General features: G+C 34.8%; 11 protein-coding genes. All 11 read left to right on the top strand.

Translation table 11 applies throughout. From position 1 onward, the window contains the following. The first annotated feature begins 2 nt into the window (after positions 1–2). Positions 3–416 carry an HYC_CC_PP family protein gene (locus tag ITJ86_RS16170; protein WP_195872697.1) on the top strand — a complete coding sequence of 138 codons (414 nt, stop codon included), beginning with the start codon at positions 3–5 and terminating at the stop codon, positions 414–416. 119 nt (positions 417–535) lie between these two features. Further along, positions 536–4243, top strand: a complete 3708-nt coding sequence (locus tag ITJ86_RS16165; protein ID WP_195872696.1) for an efflux RND transporter permease subunit — start codon at positions 536–538, stop codon at positions 4241–4243. Further along, positions 4240–5475: a TolC family protein gene (locus tag ITJ86_RS16160; protein ID WP_195872695.1), complete on the top strand. Its 1236-nt coding sequence runs from the start codon at positions 4240–4242 to the stop codon at positions 5473–5475. Before ITJ86_RS16165 ends, ITJ86_RS16160 begins: the two co-directional genes overlap by 4 nt. Positions 5476–5478: 3 nt before the next feature. Further along, complete coding sequence (locus ITJ86_RS16155; RefSeq protein ID WP_121053066.1) at positions 5479–7752, top strand: multicopper oxidase domain-containing protein; 2274 nt, start codon at positions 5479–5481, stop codon at positions 7750–7752. 14 nt (positions 7753–7766) lie between these two features. After that, a complete protein-coding gene (locus tag ITJ86_RS16150) occupies positions 7767–10271 on the top strand; it encodes a heavy metal translocating P-type ATPase (protein WP_195872694.1) in 2505 nt (834 codons plus the stop codon). Between the two features lie 4 nt (positions 10272–10275). Further along, the gene (locus tag ITJ86_RS16145; protein ID WP_027879802.1) at positions 10276–11067 is read left to right on the top strand and encodes a cation transporter; all 792 of its coding nucleotides are present in this window, start codon (positions 10276–10278) and stop codon (positions 11065–11067) included. 26 nt (positions 11068–11093) lie between these two features. Continuing rightward, positions 11094–11576, top strand: a complete 483-nt coding sequence (locus ITJ86_RS16140; protein ID WP_036122983.1) for a DUF305 domain-containing protein — start codon at positions 11094–11096, stop codon at positions 11574–11576. Continuing rightward, positions 11566–13344, top strand: coding sequence for an efflux RND transporter periplasmic adaptor subunit (locus ITJ86_RS16135; protein ID WP_195872693.1), 1779 nt, complete (start codon positions 11566–11568; stop codon positions 13342–13344). The genes ITJ86_RS16140 and ITJ86_RS16135 overlap by 11 nt, the downstream gene beginning before the upstream one ends. Positions 13345–13365: 21 nt before the next feature. Further along, positions 13366–13806: a heavy-metal-associated domain-containing protein gene (locus ITJ86_RS16130; RefSeq protein ID WP_138434447.1), complete on the top strand. Its 441-nt coding sequence runs from the start codon at positions 13366–13368 to the stop codon at positions 13804–13806. Between the two features lie 1115 nt (positions 13807–14921). Next, positions 14922–15362, top strand: coding sequence for a DUF6943 family protein (locus ITJ86_RS16125; RefSeq protein WP_195872692.1), 441 nt, complete (start codon positions 14922–14924; stop codon positions 15360–15362). A gap of 125 nt (positions 15363–15487) precedes the next feature. Further along, positions 15488–16129: a DUF6266 family protein gene (locus ITJ86_RS16120; protein ID WP_195872691.1), complete on the top strand. Its 642-nt coding sequence runs from the start codon at positions 15488–15490 to the stop codon at positions 16127–16129. Positions 16130–16314: the final 185 nt, after the last annotated feature.

Below are 16314 nucleotides of genomic sequence, written 5' to 3'. Positions count from 1 at the left end.
ATATGAAGCAATTTTTCCATAAAATAATGTCTTTAGCAATGGCTTTTGTAGTGTTATGCTCTACAATGTCATTTACTGTGAATATGCATTATTGTGGCGATACATTAGTGGAAACTGCTATATTCAATAAAGCAAAAGGTTGCGGAATGGAAATGGAAAAACCTTCTACAGAAGGTTGCTCTATAACCAAGAAAAATTGTTGTAATGACAAACAGTTAGTCATTGATGGTCAAGATGAATTAAAACTAAATTTTGACAAACTTACTTTTGAACAACAACAATTTGTAGCTTCATTTATATATACTTACATCAACCTTTTTGAAGGTTTAGATAAAAATGTATCTTCTTACGAAGAGTACAAACCGCCACTCGTCGTCAAACAAATCTTCAAGATTGACGAGACTTATTTAATTTGATTTTTTAGACAGTGATTTTTTAGCCCTACGGTTTTTCCGTTTTGGGCTCGTTTTGTTGTGTTCTTCTTTTGTAATACATCTAAATAAAATTGTATATAACTGTTTAATTATCAAACACTATGCTTAATAAAGCAATTAAATTTCTTATCGAGAATAAACTCGTTGCAGTACTTCTACTCGTCCTTTTCGTGGGTTGGGGAACAGTAAACGCACCTTTTAATTGGGATACAGGATTTTTGCCAAGTAACCCTGTAGCAGTAGATGCTATTCCCGATATAGGTGAAAATCAACAAATCGTATTTACCAAGTGGGATGGTCGTTCCCCTCAAGATATAGAAGACCAAATAACCTATCCATTAACCACATCATTATTGGGTATTCCTGGAGTGAAAACCATTCGTAGTTCCTCTATGTTTGGGTTTTCAAGCATCTATATCATTTTTGAAGAGGATATAGAATTTTACTGGAGCAGAAGTCGTATTCTCGAAAAACTTAATTCCTTACCAAGTGGTTTATTACCCGAAGGTGTTAATCCAGCGTTAGGTCCAGATGCCACAGGATTAGGACAAATATTTTGGTACACACTTGAAGGTCGTGATGAGAACGGTAATGTAACAGGTGGTTGGGATTTACACGAATTACGTAGTATTCAAGATTACTATGTTAAATATGCCTTGTCCTCTGCAAGCGGTGTTTCTGAAGTTGCATCAATTGGTGGTTATGTTCAAGAGTACCAAGTGGATGTAAACCCAGAACTAATGCGTCAATATAACATTGGGTTACATCATATTGTTAAAGCTGTAAAAGAAAGTAATAAGGATATTGGCGCACAAACCTTGGAAATTAACCAAGCTGAATATTTAGTTCGTGGTTTGGGGTATGTAAAATCCATTGCAGATATTGAAAATGCTGTAGTTGATTCTGAAAATTTCACTTCAATAAAAATTAAAGACATTGGAAAAGTTTCATTAGGTCCAGCAACAAGACGAGGTTTATTGGATAAAGAAGGTGCTGAAGTTGTTGGTGCTGTTGTGGTGGCTCGTTATGGAGCAAACCCAATGGAAGTCATTAATAACGTAAAGGAAAAAATTAATGAATTAAGTGCAGGATTACCTTCAAAAGTTTTGGCAGATGGAAGAACATCACAAGTTACCATAGTGCCTTTTTATGACAGAACAGAATTGATACAAGAAACTTTAGGTACACTCAATGAAGCCTTAACTCTTGAAATATTGATTACCATTTTGGTTATAATCATTATGGTGTTTAATCTTCGAGCTTCTGTCTTGATTTCAGGATTATTACCAGTTGCAGTCTTAATGGTATTTATTGCGATGAAACTCTTTGGCGTCGATGCTAATATTGTCGCATTATCTGGTATTGCAATTGCTATCGGAACAATGGTCGATGTTGGTGTTATACTATCAGAAAATATCATTCGGCATTTAGATGAAGATGATGGAACACAATCCATTAATACAGTAGTTTACAACGCAACAGCCGAAGTTTCTGGTGCAATCGTAACCGCAGTAATGACTACAATTATAAGTTTCATTCCTGTATTTACAATGATTGGCGCTGAAGGTAAATTGTTCAGACCATTAGCATTCACAAAAACCTTTGCATTAACAGCTTCAATAATTGTAGCATTGTTTTTAATTCCACCTTTTGCAGCGTTTTTATTCAGAAAGAAAAGCATAAAAACGCATTTTAAATATGCTTTAAATGGCGTTTTAATAGTATTAGGGATAATAGCAATAATCTATGGTTATTGGTTAGGATTAATATTGATAGCTTTTGGTATCACAGCATTGTTAAGTACTCAAAATAAAATAACAGAAAAACAATCCAACTTAATTAATATCATAATATGTACAACTGCAATAGTATTTCTGTTAGCTGAATATTGGAGGCCATTAGGCGTTGATAAAAGCATTTTTTGGAATCTCATTTTTGTGAGTGTTATTTGCTTTGGTTTATTGGGTGTTTTCTCATTATTCATCAAATATTACACACGCATTTTAAAGTGGTGTTTAGATAATAAGTTGCTCTTTTTGTCTGTTCCAACTGCTATTGTTATTGCAGGATTTTTCATTATGAAAAACACAGGTAAAGAGTTTATGCCATCTTTAAATGAAGGCTCATTTTTACTAATGCCAACCTCGATGCCTCATTCTGGCGTGGAAGAAAATAAACGTGTTTTACAGCAATTGGATATGGCAGTAGCCAGTATTCCAGAGATTGAAACCGTAGTAGGTAAGGCAGGAAGAACAGAATCAGCTTTAGACCCAGCACCACTTTCAATGTATGAAAATATCATTCAGTACAAACCAGAGTATATGCTGAATGAAAACGGACAACGCCAACGCTACAAAGTCAATGATGATGGTATGTATGAATTGAAAGATGGACGATTCATCGCAAATCTAAATGCTATTGAAAATGTCACCTTGAGCGCAGTCGAAAGGTCTCAACTCATTCCAGACGATGATGGCGAGTTCTACCGTAATTGGCGACCAGAAATACAGTCACCAGACGATATTTGGAATGAAATCGTAAGAGTTACCAAATTGCCAGGTGTTACTTCAGCACCCAAACTACAACCTATTGAAACCCGATTAGTAATGCTTCAAACAGGAATGAGAGCACCTATGGGAATTAAAGTAAAAGGTCAAGACTTAAAGCAGATTGAAGCGTTTGGTGTGCAATTAGAAAACATCATCAAGGAAGCTGAAGGTGTTAAAAAAGAAGCTGTTTTTGCAGACCGTATTGTTGGTAAACCCTATTTGTTAATTGATATTGATAGAGAGAAAATTGCACGTTATGGCATTTCGATACAAGATGTTCAAGATGTATTAAAAGTAGCAGTTGGTGGTATGGTCTTAACCCAAACGGTAGAAGGTCGAGAGCGATATGGTGTACGAGTACGATACCCAAGAGAATTACGAGCAAACCCAACAGACTTACAACAGATTTATGTGCCAGTTGAAAAAGGAAGTCTTGTGCCTTTAAGCGAATTGGCAACTATAAGTTACGAACAAGGTCCACAGGTCATTAAAAGTGAAGATACCTTTTTAGTTGGCTATGTATTGTTCGATAAACTAGATGGTTTTGCCGAAGTCAATGTAGTTGAAAGCGCACAAGCTCTAATTCAGCAAAAGATAGATAGTGGCGAATTAGTAGTTCCAAAAGGTATTAACTACCAATTTACAGGAACATACGAAAATCAGTTGCGAGCCGAAAAAACCTTGTCGGTTGTTGTGCCTTTAGCATTAGCAATTATTTTCTTAATTCTGTATTTCCAATTCCGTTCTGTAGGTACGTCATTAATGGTATTTACAGGTATTGCAGTAGCATTTGCAGGTGGTTTTATTATGATTTGGTTGTATGGTCAAGGATGGTTTTTAAACTTTAATTTCTTTGGCGAAAATCTACGTGATTTATTCCAAATACACCCAATTAATTTAAGTGTTGCAGTCTGGGTAGGGTTTATTGCACTATTCGGTATAGCAACCGATGATGGTGTAGTAATGGCAACTTATTTAACCCAAACATTCGATAGAAACACACCAGATAATAAAAAGGAAATTAGAGCATCAGTTGTTGAAGCAGGTGAAAAACGAATCAGACCGTGTTTAATGACTACAGCTACAACCATTTTAGCATTATTACCAGTATTAACCTCTACAGGTCGAGGAAGCGATATAATGATACCTATGGCAATACCAAGTTTTGGTGGAATGCTTATAGCCTTAATAACCTTATTTGTAGTTCCAGTATTATATAGCTGGAAAGCCGAATTTCAACTTAAAAGAACTGTAAAATGAAACAGATAAAATCACACATAAAAACAGTCTTTATTCTTTGTTCGTTATTCTTGAGTCTCTTTGCAAATGCACAGCAATTAGAAACGTTAATCAATGAAGCAGTAGCGAACAACCCAGAGATTCAAAAGTTTGAGTTACAATACAAAAGAGCTTCTGAAAAAGTAAATGAGGTTAATACTATTCCTAATACCGAATTTGGAGTTGGTTATTTTGTGAGTGAGCCAGAAACACGAACAGGTGCACAACGCTTTAAAGTATCGGCTAAACAAATGTTACCGTGGTTTGGGACGATTACTTCGAGAGAAAATTACGTGAGTTCATTGGCAGATGCTAAATACGAAGACATTGTCATCGCAAAGCGAAAACTAATGGCTTCGGTATCACAATCCTATTATAATCTATACGCTAACAAAGCAAAGCAAAAGGTTTTAACTGAAAACATCAAACTATTAGAAACTTATGAAACGTTGGCATTAACTTCTGTAGAGGTTGGTAAAGCATCCGCAGTAGATGTGTTGCGATTGCAAATGCGTCAGAACGAAATGCAACAATTAAAAGATGTATTGCAACAACAGTTTTTAGCAGAACAAACTAACTTCAATAATCTATTGAATAGAGATAATGATGTTACCGTGAATGTGGTAGATAGTTTAATGATACCTTCAGAAGACTTTGATATTACTTTTGAAAAATTAGTATTACATCCTGAATTACTAAAATATGATAAACTCTATCAATCCATAGAGCAATCAGAATTATTGAATCAAAAAGAAAGCAGTCCGATGATTGGTTTTGGATTAGATTATATCAATGTTGCTGAAAGACCAAATATGGATTTCAGCGATAACGGAAAGGATATTGTAATGCCAATGGTTTCGGTATCTATCCCAATTTTCAATAAGAAATATAAATCCCAAACCAAACAAAATGATTTGCAACAGCAGGAAATTACTGCTCAAAAACAGGAACGTTTAAATGCATTGGAAACGCTTTTAGACAAAGCGAATAACGAACGCATTTCTGCAAGAATAAGTTATGCTACCCAAACCAAAAACCTACAGCAAGCCAAAGATGCAGAAGACATTTTAATCAAAAGCTATGAAACAGGAACGATTGATTTTAATGATGTTTTGGATATTCAAGAGTTGCAGCTAAAGTTTCAAATGAACCAAATAGAATCTGTGAAGACCTACTATGTGCAAAGTACAATCATTAATTATTTAATTCAGTAAACAATGAAAACATTTAACACAATATTTCTCTTGTTTCTAACTTCAATGGCATTTGCCCAAGTTGGTACAAATGGTCAAGATAGAAAAGAAGAAGGCCGAAACATACAAGAGTATAACCTTACTATAGAAGAAAATGAAATAACTCTTTCAGGTGTAACCGCCAAAGGAATGACAATTAATGGTGGAATTCCAGGTCCTACATTAGAATTTAATGAAGGTGACCTCGCTATTATTAACGTAACCAATAAAATGGATGAAGAAACCTCTGTACATTGGCACGGTTTAATACTTCCTAATTTTTATGATGGTGTACCTTATTTAACTACGCCACCTATAAAACCAAACACTACATTTCAATATAGAATACCTATAAACCAATCTGGCACATATTGGTATCATTCCCACACGATGTTGCAAGAGCAAAAAGGAGTTTATGGCTCAATAGTCATTCATCCTAAAGAAAAGACCTTGGACTATGATAAGGATTTAGTCGTAGTCCTTTCCGATTGGACAAATGAAAAACCAATAAATGTACTGCGAAACCTTAAACGAGGAAATGAGTGGTATCAGGTTAAAAAAGGAACAGCGGTACCATTAAGCAGAGTTATAAAAGAAGATGCATTAGGCGCACAATTCAAATTTTGGCGCGATAGAATGGAAGGTGCAGATATTGCAGATATCTACTATCCTGCGTTTTTAGCCAATGGTAAAAAAGTTGCAGAATATCCAGAGTTTAAAGCAGGTGAAAAAGTACGACTACGTTTTATTAATGCATCTGCTTCATCTTATTATTGGCTGGATTTTGGTGGTGGTAACCCGATGATTGTAGCGAGTGATGGTGTGGATGTAACACCAAAATATAAAAACCGATTTCTTTTTGCAATTGCCGAAACCTATGATGTGATTGTAACCATTCCAGAAGGTACATTAGAGATTACAGCAACAGCCCAAGATGGTTCTGGCAACACCTCAATCCGTTTGGGTAGCGGAAAATTGTATCCAGCTACTGTAATAGACAGACCAGATAAAGTGGCTATGATGAAGCAAATGGCAACAATGGATATGAAGATGGGTGCACCTGCTTTAGTAGGAAATAAAAACAGTAACACACCAGAAGTCCTAATGCAGAAATATGGGATGAAGATGAATATGGATATGAAAGATGGACAGATGGAGAATGAAATGAATATGGAAATGAAAAAGGATGTGATGCCAATGAATCATAAGATGATGCAAAAGGACACCACTTCATTTAATTATGACACACGTAAAACCTATTTCAATTATGATTTTTTAAAGGCAAAAGAAAACACGACTTATAAGGCAGACATACCTGTAACCGACCTTTTACTTAATCTAACAGGTAATATGCAACGTTATGTTTGGAGTTTGAATGGCATACCACTTTCGGAAACAGACAAAATTAAAATTAAAGGTGGAGAGGTTACTAGAATTACTTTGAATAACCTAACAATGATGCATCATCCAATGCACTTACACGGACATTACTTTAGGGTCATCAATGAAAATGGCGAACGTTCCCCATTAAAACATACCGTCAATGTACCACCTATGCAAAAAGTGGTCATCGAATTTTATAACGAAGAATATGGTGATTGGTTCTTTCATTGTCACGTGTTATATCATATGATGGGTGGTATGGCAAGAGTATTTAGCTATGATACACCACGCGATGAAAGGATGAAACCTTATCCAGTACAAAACCTAATTGACGAGACAGACCATTACTATTCGTGGGGAGCTGCACGTGTAGGTTCAAACTTTAATGAACTTTTATTGATGTCGAGCAACATCCGCAACGAATTTGGACTACGTGCCGAGTTTGATTATAACCAAAATGCCGAAATAGAAGTAAATTATAATCGCTACCTCAATGATTGGGTACGCGTGTATGCAGGCGTAAATACTGAAACTTCAACACCAGATTCTTATGATACATTCAATACTGTGGGATTGGTTGGAGTTAAATATTTCACGCCTTACAGATTTAATGTCGATGTGAGTATGGACCATCAATTGCGCCCAAGAATACGTTTGGACAGAGAACTATTGATTTTTCCTAGAATTTTTCTCGAAGGAGAATACGAGTACAGAGCAGATTTTGGATGGGTTAATGAGTTAGAAAACAACAAATCTTATGAAGGTGAAACTCAATGGTTAATTGGAGCATCGTACATCTTATCTCGAAATTTTTCAATTCAAGGGAATTATAACAACCGATATGGTTGGGGTGGTGGACTTTCAATTAGATTTTAAATAAAATTATAACAATGAAACACACATATCACATACACGGAATGACTTGCAACGGTTGTCGCAGTCACGTAGAAGAAACGCTCTCTAAAGTAGAAGGTGTTTCAAAAGCAACAGTCGATTTAGAAAAGGCAGAAGCTACCATAGAAATGGAATCACACATACCTATAGAAACATTTCAAGAAGCCTTAAAAAAAGATAGTGATAGATACACTATCCATAATCAAGGTGAACATCATCATCATCATACCAAAGGTAAAAAGGAAAAGCAACAAAAAGGGAAAGGCACAGGCACATTTTATTGTCCTATGCATTGCGAAGGCGATAAAATCTATAACAAACCAGGTGATTGTCCTGTTTGCGGAATGGATTTGGTGGAAGAACAAAATCTATCAGCAACTTCAAAGGAACAATGGACGTGTCCGATGCATCCAGAAATTGTCAAAGACGAAGCAGGTTCGTGTCCTATTTGTGGGATGGATTTAGTGCCAATGGAAGCAGATAGTTCAGCAGAAGAAAAAACGTATAAAAAGCTATTAAAGAAATTTTGGATTGCTACAGCATTTACCTTGCCCATTTTCTTAATGGCTATGAGCGAAATGCTCAATAACAATCCGTTGTACGATATAATGGAACAGAAATATTGGAACTGGATTCAGTTTGCATTATCAATTCCAGTAGTGTTTTATGCCACTTGGATGTTCTTTGAACGTGCTTATAAAAGTATTAAAACGTGGAATCTCAATATGTTTACACTCATTGGAATCGGTGCAGGTGTGGCTTGGCTATTTAGCGTTTTCGGTATGTTGTTTCCAGATGTATTTCCAGAACAATTTAAAACCGAATCAGGTGCTGTACACGTCTACTTTGAAGCAGCAACGGTAATTCTAACTTTGGTACTTTTAGGTCAATTGTTAGAAGCTCGTGCACATAGTAAAACCAATTCTGCAGTAAAAGAATTATTAAAGTTAGCACCTAATAAAGCTATAAAAATAATAGATGGAGAAGAAGTTGAAGTCAGTATTGACGAGATAGAACTTAATGATATTCTAAAAGTGAAACCAGGAGATAAAATTCCTGTGGATGGTGTGATAACTGAAGGCGAAACAACTATTGATGAATCTATGATTACAGGAGAACCTATTCCTGTAAACAAATCTCAAGAAGATAAAGTCAGTAGCGGAACCATTAATGGGAATCAATCCTTTTTAATGAAAGCAGAAAAGGTAGGAAGTGACACTTTATTATCACAAATCATTCATATGGTTAATGATGCCAGTAGAAGTCGTGCACCTATTCAAAATTTAGCAGATAAAGTTTCAGGCTATTTTGTGCCAGTTGTAGTTCTTATTTCTATTATCACATTTATTGTATGGTCTATTTGGGGACCAGAACCAGTTTATGTGTATGCGTTTGTCAATGCAATTGCAGTACTAATCATTGCTTGTCCTTGTGCTTTAGGTTTAGCAACACCAATGTCTGTAATGGTTGGTGTGGGTAAAGGTGCTCAAAATGGTGTATTGATTAAAAATGCTGAAGCTCTTGAAAAAATGGATAAGGTAAATACGCTTATCGTTGACAAGACAGGAACAATTACCGAAGGAAAACCAACAGTTGAAACCGTTGGAGCTTTTAATGATGCTTTAAGCGAAAAAGAAGTGTTACAATACATCGTGTCATTAAATACAAATAGCGAACATCCTTTGGCAGAAGCGACAGTTAAATATGGCAAAGAACACAACGCAGAAATTTTAAAGTCCGAAGATTTTAGTGCTGTTACAGGAAAAGGTGTTGAAGCGACAATAAAAGATAAAAAAGTAACATTAGGTAATCCTAAAATGATGGAATATGCTAAAGCAGATGTTACATCGACAATGAAAGACGAAGCTAAATCTTACCAAAAACAGGGTAAAACAGTTTCTTATTTGTCAATAGATGAAACCGTCGTTGGATATGTAGTTATAGGCGATAAGATAAAAGAAACAAGTGCTAAAGCCATTAAAGCACTTCAATATAAAGGGATTGATGTTATAATGCTTACAGGTGATAATCACGATACAGCACAAGCAGTAGCATCAGAACTAAATCTTGCAGATTTTAAAGCCAGTATGTTACCAGAGGACAAACTCAAAGAAGTAGAAAAATTACAAGAAAACGGAAAAGTAGTTGCTATGGCAGGTGATGGTATTAACGATGCACCAGCATTGGCTAAAAGTGATGTCGGTATTGCTATGGGAACTGGAACAGACGTAGCGATAGAAAGTGCTATGATAACACTCGTAAAAGGCGATTTACACGGTATTGTAAAAGCAAAAAATTTAAGTAATGCTGTAATGAAGAACATTAAGCAAAACCTATTTTTTGCACTTATCTACAACACTTTAGGTGTGCCTATTGCAGCAGGTGTGTTGTTTCCATTCTTCGGAATACTACTCTCGCCAATGATAGCAGCTTTAGCAATGAGTTTTAGTTCGGTTTCGGTAATAGGTAACGCATTACGATTAAGAACAAAAAACATTTAATTATATGCAGAAAACAGTTTTCAAAATATCAAAAATGGATTGTCCTTCTGAAGAAAATCTAATTAAGATGAAGCTATCTGATATAGATGGTATCAAACAACTTGATTTTAATTTAGAAGAAAGAATCTTAACACTATATCATAATTCAAATGTAAATGAAATTGGTAATGCCTTAAATGAATTAAAATTAAATGAAAGTTTAATCAGTTCAGAAGATACAGACACAATTATTACTGAATCTACAAGGAGTCAATCCAAACTGTTGTGGACAGTTCTAATCATCAATTTTGCATTTTTTATTATCGAAATGAGTACAGGACTTATTTCAAAATCAATGGGATTAGTTGCTGATAGTTTAGATATGTTGGCAGATTCATTTGTTTACGGATTGAGTTTAATAGCGGTTGGTGGTACAGTTTTAAAAAAGAAACGGATTGCAAAATATGCAGGCTATTTTCAGATAACACTTGCAATTATCGGAATCGTTGAGGTAATACGTAGATTTTTAGGCTATGAAGCTTTACCTGTATTTTCAACAATGATTATAGTTTCAGTATTTGCTTTGATTGCAAATGGCATTTGCTTGTACCTCTTACAAAAATCTAAAAGTCAAGAAGCACATATGCGTGCCAGTATGATTTTTACCTCTAACGATATTATAATAAATCTTGGCGTAATTACAGCAGGCGTTTTAGTCAATTGGCTGCATTCTGGTATTCCAGATTTAATTATAGGAATCATTGTATTTGGATTGGTGATACAAGGTGCATTCAGGATATTAAAATTAAGTAAGTAAAAAGTTTAACTATAAAATCAAAAAATATGGAAAATTCAAAAGAACACTCAAACAAAGGAAATTACAAAACCTTCTTTATAATGTTGGCTTGCTCATTTGTAGCAATGTACATAACGATGTATTTAAACACCTATTCCATAGACCACGTATGGTTTAGTCTAACACGATTCTATATGACGTGTTTAGGAATTTCAACAATGGCAGTAATAATGTGGTTTTTTATGCGAAAAATGTATAATGATAAAAAGAAGAATATCGCAATACTCGCAAGTAGTTTCATTCTGTTTGTTGGTGCATTAGGGTTGGTAAGAACACAAGCACCCATTATTGGTGATGTCCTTTGGATGAAAGCAATGATACCACATCATTCTATCGCTATTTTAACAAGTGAGAGAGCAGATATTCAAGACCCAGAAGTTAAAAAATTAGCAGAAGACATTATAAAAGCACAACGTAAAGAAATAGAAGAAATGAAAGCAATGATAAAACGATTAGAGAATGAAAAATAATAAAATAGTCATATATATTGGCATACTCGTAGTAGGTGTGTTATTGGGTTGGTTGCTTTTTGGTGGCTCGACAAATGAAGAAATAGACCATAATCACAATGCGGTTGCAGAAACCAATCAAATGTGGACGTGTTCTATGCATCCACAGATTATGCAACCAGAACCAGGTGATTGTCCTATTTGTGGTATGGATTTAATTCCTGCGGAAAGCGGAAGCGATGGCTTAATGGCAGACCAGTTCAAACTAACAGAAAATGCGATGGCATTAGCCAATATTCAAACAACCGTTGTGGGTAAAGGCAATGCAGAAGGCAATACCATAAAACTATCTGGTAAAATTGCTGAAAACGAAGAAGCCAATGCAGTACAGGTAAGTTATTTCGCTGGAAGAATTGAACGTTTGAATGTGAGTTTTACAGGCGAAGAAGTTCGTAAAGGTCAATTATTGGCAACCATTTATTCGCCAGAACTCTATGCAGCACAACAAGAATTAATCACAGCAGCTTCTTTAAAAAAATCTCAACCTGCTTTATACAAAGCAGTCCGTAATAAATTGAAATTATGGAAACTCTCTGAAAATCAAATCAACCAGATTGAAGAAACAGGAAAAGTAAAAGAAAACTTTCCTGTTTATGCAACCGTTTCGGGTACTGTTACAGAAAAATTGGTAGAGCAAGGCGATTACATCAAACAAGGACAACCCTTATTAAAAATTGCCAATCTCAACACAGTTTGGGGAAACTTTGATGTGTATGAAAATCAGATTGACCGCTTTAAAAAAGGACAGGAAGTGATGATAACAACCAATGCTTATCCTAATAAAGAGTTTAAAGGTAAAGTTGATTTCATTGACCCAGTTTTAAACACGAAAACAAGAACTGTAACCTTACGTGTTGTTTTAAGCAATAAGGACGATGTATTTAAACCAGGAATGTTTGTAACCGCAAATATTGAAGGCAGTACAGCTAAAAATGATGAAGTATTATCAATTCCTGCATCTTCTGTATTATGGACAGGTGAACGTTCTGTGGTGTACCTTAAAACAAATCCAGACCAACCTATTTTTGAAATGCGTGAAATTAAATTAGGCAATCAAATTGGTAATGAATATGAAGTTGTAGAAGGTTTATTTGTTGGAAATGAAATAGTGACTAACGGAACATTTACGGTTGATGCAGCAGCACAATTACAAGGCAAAAAGTCTATGATGAATAAAGATGGTGGTAAAGTAATGACTGGACACGAAGGTCATTTAGGTATGGATAACAATGCATCTAACAAAGAAAGTGACCACACTAATATGAATGAGCGTTTGGAAGTATCAGAGAAATTTCAACAACAGTTAAATAGTGTTTACAATGCGTATATCAATTTAAAAGATGCTTTAGTAAAAGAAGATTCAATAAGTACTTCAGCAAACGCAACAACTTTATTAAATAAATTGAACAAAGTAGATATGAAATTGTTGTCAGATAATAAGGCGCATAACCATTGGATGTCATTAGAAGGCGAAATAAAATCTTCTGCAACTTCAATTTCTGAAACGTCCGATATAAAATCACAAAGAGACCATTTTAAACATCTATCATCACATCTAATCAATGCTGTACAACTATTTGGTGTCAATGAAAAGGTTTATGTGGAATTTTGTCCAATGGCAGATAACAATAATGGTGCATATTGGTTGAGCAAAGAAGAAAAAGTAATCAACCCATATTTTGGTGAAGCAATGCTAACCTGTGGAGAAGTAAAACAAGTAATAGAATAATAACAATTAAATTTTTAAACAATGAAAAAAGTAATTTTAAGTGTAGCTGTAATAGCAGCATTAGGTTTAACAAGTTGTAAAAACGAAACCAAAAAAGAAACAGAAACCACAACTACTGAAATGTCAAAAGATATGGCAATGACAGACCTGTCTTTTGGTGTAAGAGGAAATTGCGGTATGTGTAAAAACACTATCGAAAAAGCAGCTAACGGTGTTGAAGGTGTAGCAAGTGCTAATTGGGATGTCGATAAGAAGAAGATTGATGTGTCTTTTGATGATACAAAAACCGATGCAATGGCAATCCATAAAGCAATCGCAGCTTCAGGATATGATACCGAAAAAGTAGCAGGTGATGAAGAAGCATATGATGGTTTACCAGGTTGTTGTAAATACGACCACGAAATGATGATGAATCAATCTGGTGAAGAAAAAAGTGATGACCATTCAAATCACGACCATTAAACAAAAATGAAAGAGTCTTTTTCGGAAGGCTCTTTTTTATTCCCCACAACCCAAAACCCAGTTTTTTCGTACCTCAAAATCCTCTGTCTTTTGTGTTGTTCCGCACGCCAATGCATAATTGGTTTTATGTCATAATACTTGTATCTAAAGCTATAATGGCACATTGCTTGTTTTATTTAAACGTCGTTATTTTATAAAATTGGTACAATAAAAAAGCAAAGAGCCATTGCCAACGCTCAAACAATTATTACGCCACAAAACCAATCCCAAGCTATGTTACATAATAGAAGTTATAGTAGCAAAAATTCTTTCAATGGTTGCCTACGGCGTTTTATTATATTTTCGTAGCTATAACTGCTATTATGTAAAATATCCGCTCATCCAACGCTCACATCCGAACTTCTAACCACATTTTGAACAAACATTAAACAGTCGAACATTCAAAGGGTAACGTTAATTTATTATAATATTCGTTATCTCATTCAACTGCACAAAACCATCGTTAAGTCCAAGTATTCCTTACCTCAAGTCTTTGTTTGTTTCATTTCACTAACAAATATTAAAGTCCACTTTTCCCCACCACCCAAGAAATAGGATATAAAAAAATAGGTTTACAATATTTTGTAGTACGCCATAGCACATTACTTTTTATCGTGCCTCAAAAAAGCAATAAGCTATTGTCTAAAAGTCCTGTATAAGGAGCTTGTTTAAATGCTGTTTTATCAAACAACTATTTAAAACGCTACCCATACAAACGCTTCATCCAACACTCAATAAGGTACAGCAACCTATTTTTTTAAGTGCTAATTCCCCAGAAAAGTTAAAAGCATTTGAAACAAGACTAAAACAATTTGAAATATTAAAATAAAAAAAGGAAGCAAATATATGTGGCTACCTCTGCCAGCCGCACAAGGCTATAAAGGTCAAGCCCTACGGGTTTTGAATAAAACTTTTTTCAATACCCTTTTCTTTTAATTAAACATTTTTAACTCAAAAAACTTTTACCCAAAAACCTTGACAGCCTTACCCACGCCACAAGTACTATAGCTGTCTTTTTTCTTTTCAAAAAAAATAATGGCGCGAAGCGTAGCGAAGCAATTTTAAATTGGATAGCTATGTCAACTTTTGAACTAAAAACACACCAAGTCGGAAGAACTTACTCAAACCCTCATTTTTTTATATTAAACAAAGGACTAAACAGCGGAAAACCCTTAACAAACCCTTGTCCTAATTGTTTCGTCGTCACTACTACAACAGAAGAGGTAAAACACACACTTTTTCACTTATCTATGATGTTGCAAATAGGCGGTTTTTATGCTTACTATTTAAAAGGTAGTGTTATTCCGTTTATCTCAATAGATGATTGTAGAAATATGCTTAAAAAAACTTATTCATCAATGTTAAATGAAAACCCTCAATTACAAAAGCATATTAGGGTAGTTTCAGCAATTAATAAAAAGGAAGCAGAACTGAACAGTATCATTTCAAAAATGGCAGATTTAAAAGTATCATATATTCAAAATGTATTTTCTAAAATGCAAAAGGAAGCAATCTAAAGCAACAAAATCCATATATAAAGAGTTGCATAATACTTGACTTATATTTCAACGGAAGGTACAACTTCGTGTTAAGTCCGTACCAAGTCCGAAGAAAATTATGTTTCATTTAAATTATTTATGTTATGGGTAAAATTGCTCAAGGTATTTTAGGAGGTCTTTCAGGTAAAGTTGGAAACGTTATCGGTGGAAGTTGGAAAGGAATTGATTACATTAGAATTAAACCTTCAAGTGTAGCCAATCCAAGAACTGTTGGTCAAGTAAACCAAAGAACCAAGTTTACTGCCACTTTAGAATTTTTACAGGCTGTAAAGCCTTTTATTAAGTTAGGCTATAAAGGGTTAGCTGTTAAGAAAACAGAATTTAATGCTGCGATGTCGTATGTGTTGAATAATGCGATTACGGGAACTGAACCTAACTTTGTAGTTGACTATCCAAATGCTTTAGTAAGTCGTGGAGGTTTATCTGGTGTGCTAAACCCAACGTCTGATTTAGCAACTGCTGGAGAAGTAACTTTTGGTTGGGATGATAACTCTGCCGAAGGTAACGCTAATACTACTGACAAAGCAATGTTGATGGTTTATAATCCATCAAAAAAGGAATCTATTTCTTTACTTGATGGTGCGGACAGAACAGTAGGTTCTCAAATTGTTCCAATCCCAACAACTTATGCAGGAGATACAGTAGAGTTATTTATGGCTTTTATTACTGCTGATGGTAGTCAAGTATCAAACAGTATTTATTTAGGCTCTGGTACAGCTAATTAATGCTTGGTGTTTTTATTTGGAAACCGCTCTAATCGAGCGGTTTTTTTTATGCTATATTTGTTGCTCTATTTATTAATAGTTGTTGCTAATCTTCTCTTTTTATATGTTTTTTGTATGCTATTTGTTGCCCAAATGCAGTAGTACCAATGGATATAGGGTTAGTTAAATATTGTATCGGGAAGTAA

The organism is Winogradskyella marina (assembly GCF_015645385.1).
Lineage (GTDB): Bacteria > Bacteroidota > Bacteroidia > Flavobacteriales > Flavobacteriaceae > Winogradskyella > Winogradskyella marina.
Note: the sequence above shows the minus strand (reverse complement) of the source record. Positions and strands in the feature narration are given on the sequence as shown.

What these genes read in the sequence shown, in the direction of transcription:
- ITJ86_RS16170 (WP_195872697.1), top strand. Translation starts at nt 3, where the DNA reads ATGAAGCAATTTTTCCATAAAATAATGTCTTTAGCAATGGCTTTTGTA.
- ITJ86_RS16165 (WP_195872696.1), top strand. Translation starts at nt 536, where the DNA reads ATGCTTAATAAAGCAATTAAATTTCTTATCGAGAATAAACTCGTTGCA.
- ITJ86_RS16160 (WP_195872695.1), top strand. Translation starts at nt 4,240, where the DNA reads ATGAAACAGATAAAATCACACATAAAAACAGTCTTTATTCTTTGTTCG.
- ITJ86_RS16155 (WP_121053066.1), top strand. Translation starts at nt 5,479, where the DNA reads ATGAAAACATTTAACACAATATTTCTCTTGTTTCTAACTTCAATGGCA.
- ITJ86_RS16150 (WP_195872694.1), top strand. Translation starts at nt 7,767, where the DNA reads ATGAAACACACATATCACATACACGGAATGACTTGCAACGGTTGTCGC.
- ITJ86_RS16145 (WP_027879802.1), top strand. Translation starts at nt 10,276, where the DNA reads ATGCAGAAAACAGTTTTCAAAATATCAAAAATGGATTGTCCTTCTGAA.
- ITJ86_RS16140 (WP_036122983.1), top strand. Translation starts at nt 11,094, where the DNA reads ATGGAAAATTCAAAAGAACACTCAAACAAAGGAAATTACAAAACCTTC.
- ITJ86_RS16135 (WP_195872693.1), top strand. Translation starts at nt 11,566, where the DNA reads ATGAAAAATAATAAAATAGTCATATATATTGGCATACTCGTAGTAGGT.
- ITJ86_RS16130 (WP_138434447.1), top strand. Translation starts at nt 13,366, where the DNA reads ATGAAAAAAGTAATTTTAAGTGTAGCTGTAATAGCAGCATTAGGTTTA.
- ITJ86_RS16125 (WP_195872692.1), top strand. Translation starts at nt 14,922, where the DNA reads ATGTCAACTTTTGAACTAAAAACACACCAAGTCGGAAGAACTTACTCA.
- ITJ86_RS16120 (WP_195872691.1), top strand. Translation starts at nt 15,488, where the DNA reads ATGGGTAAAATTGCTCAAGGTATTTTAGGAGGTCTTTCAGGTAAAGTT.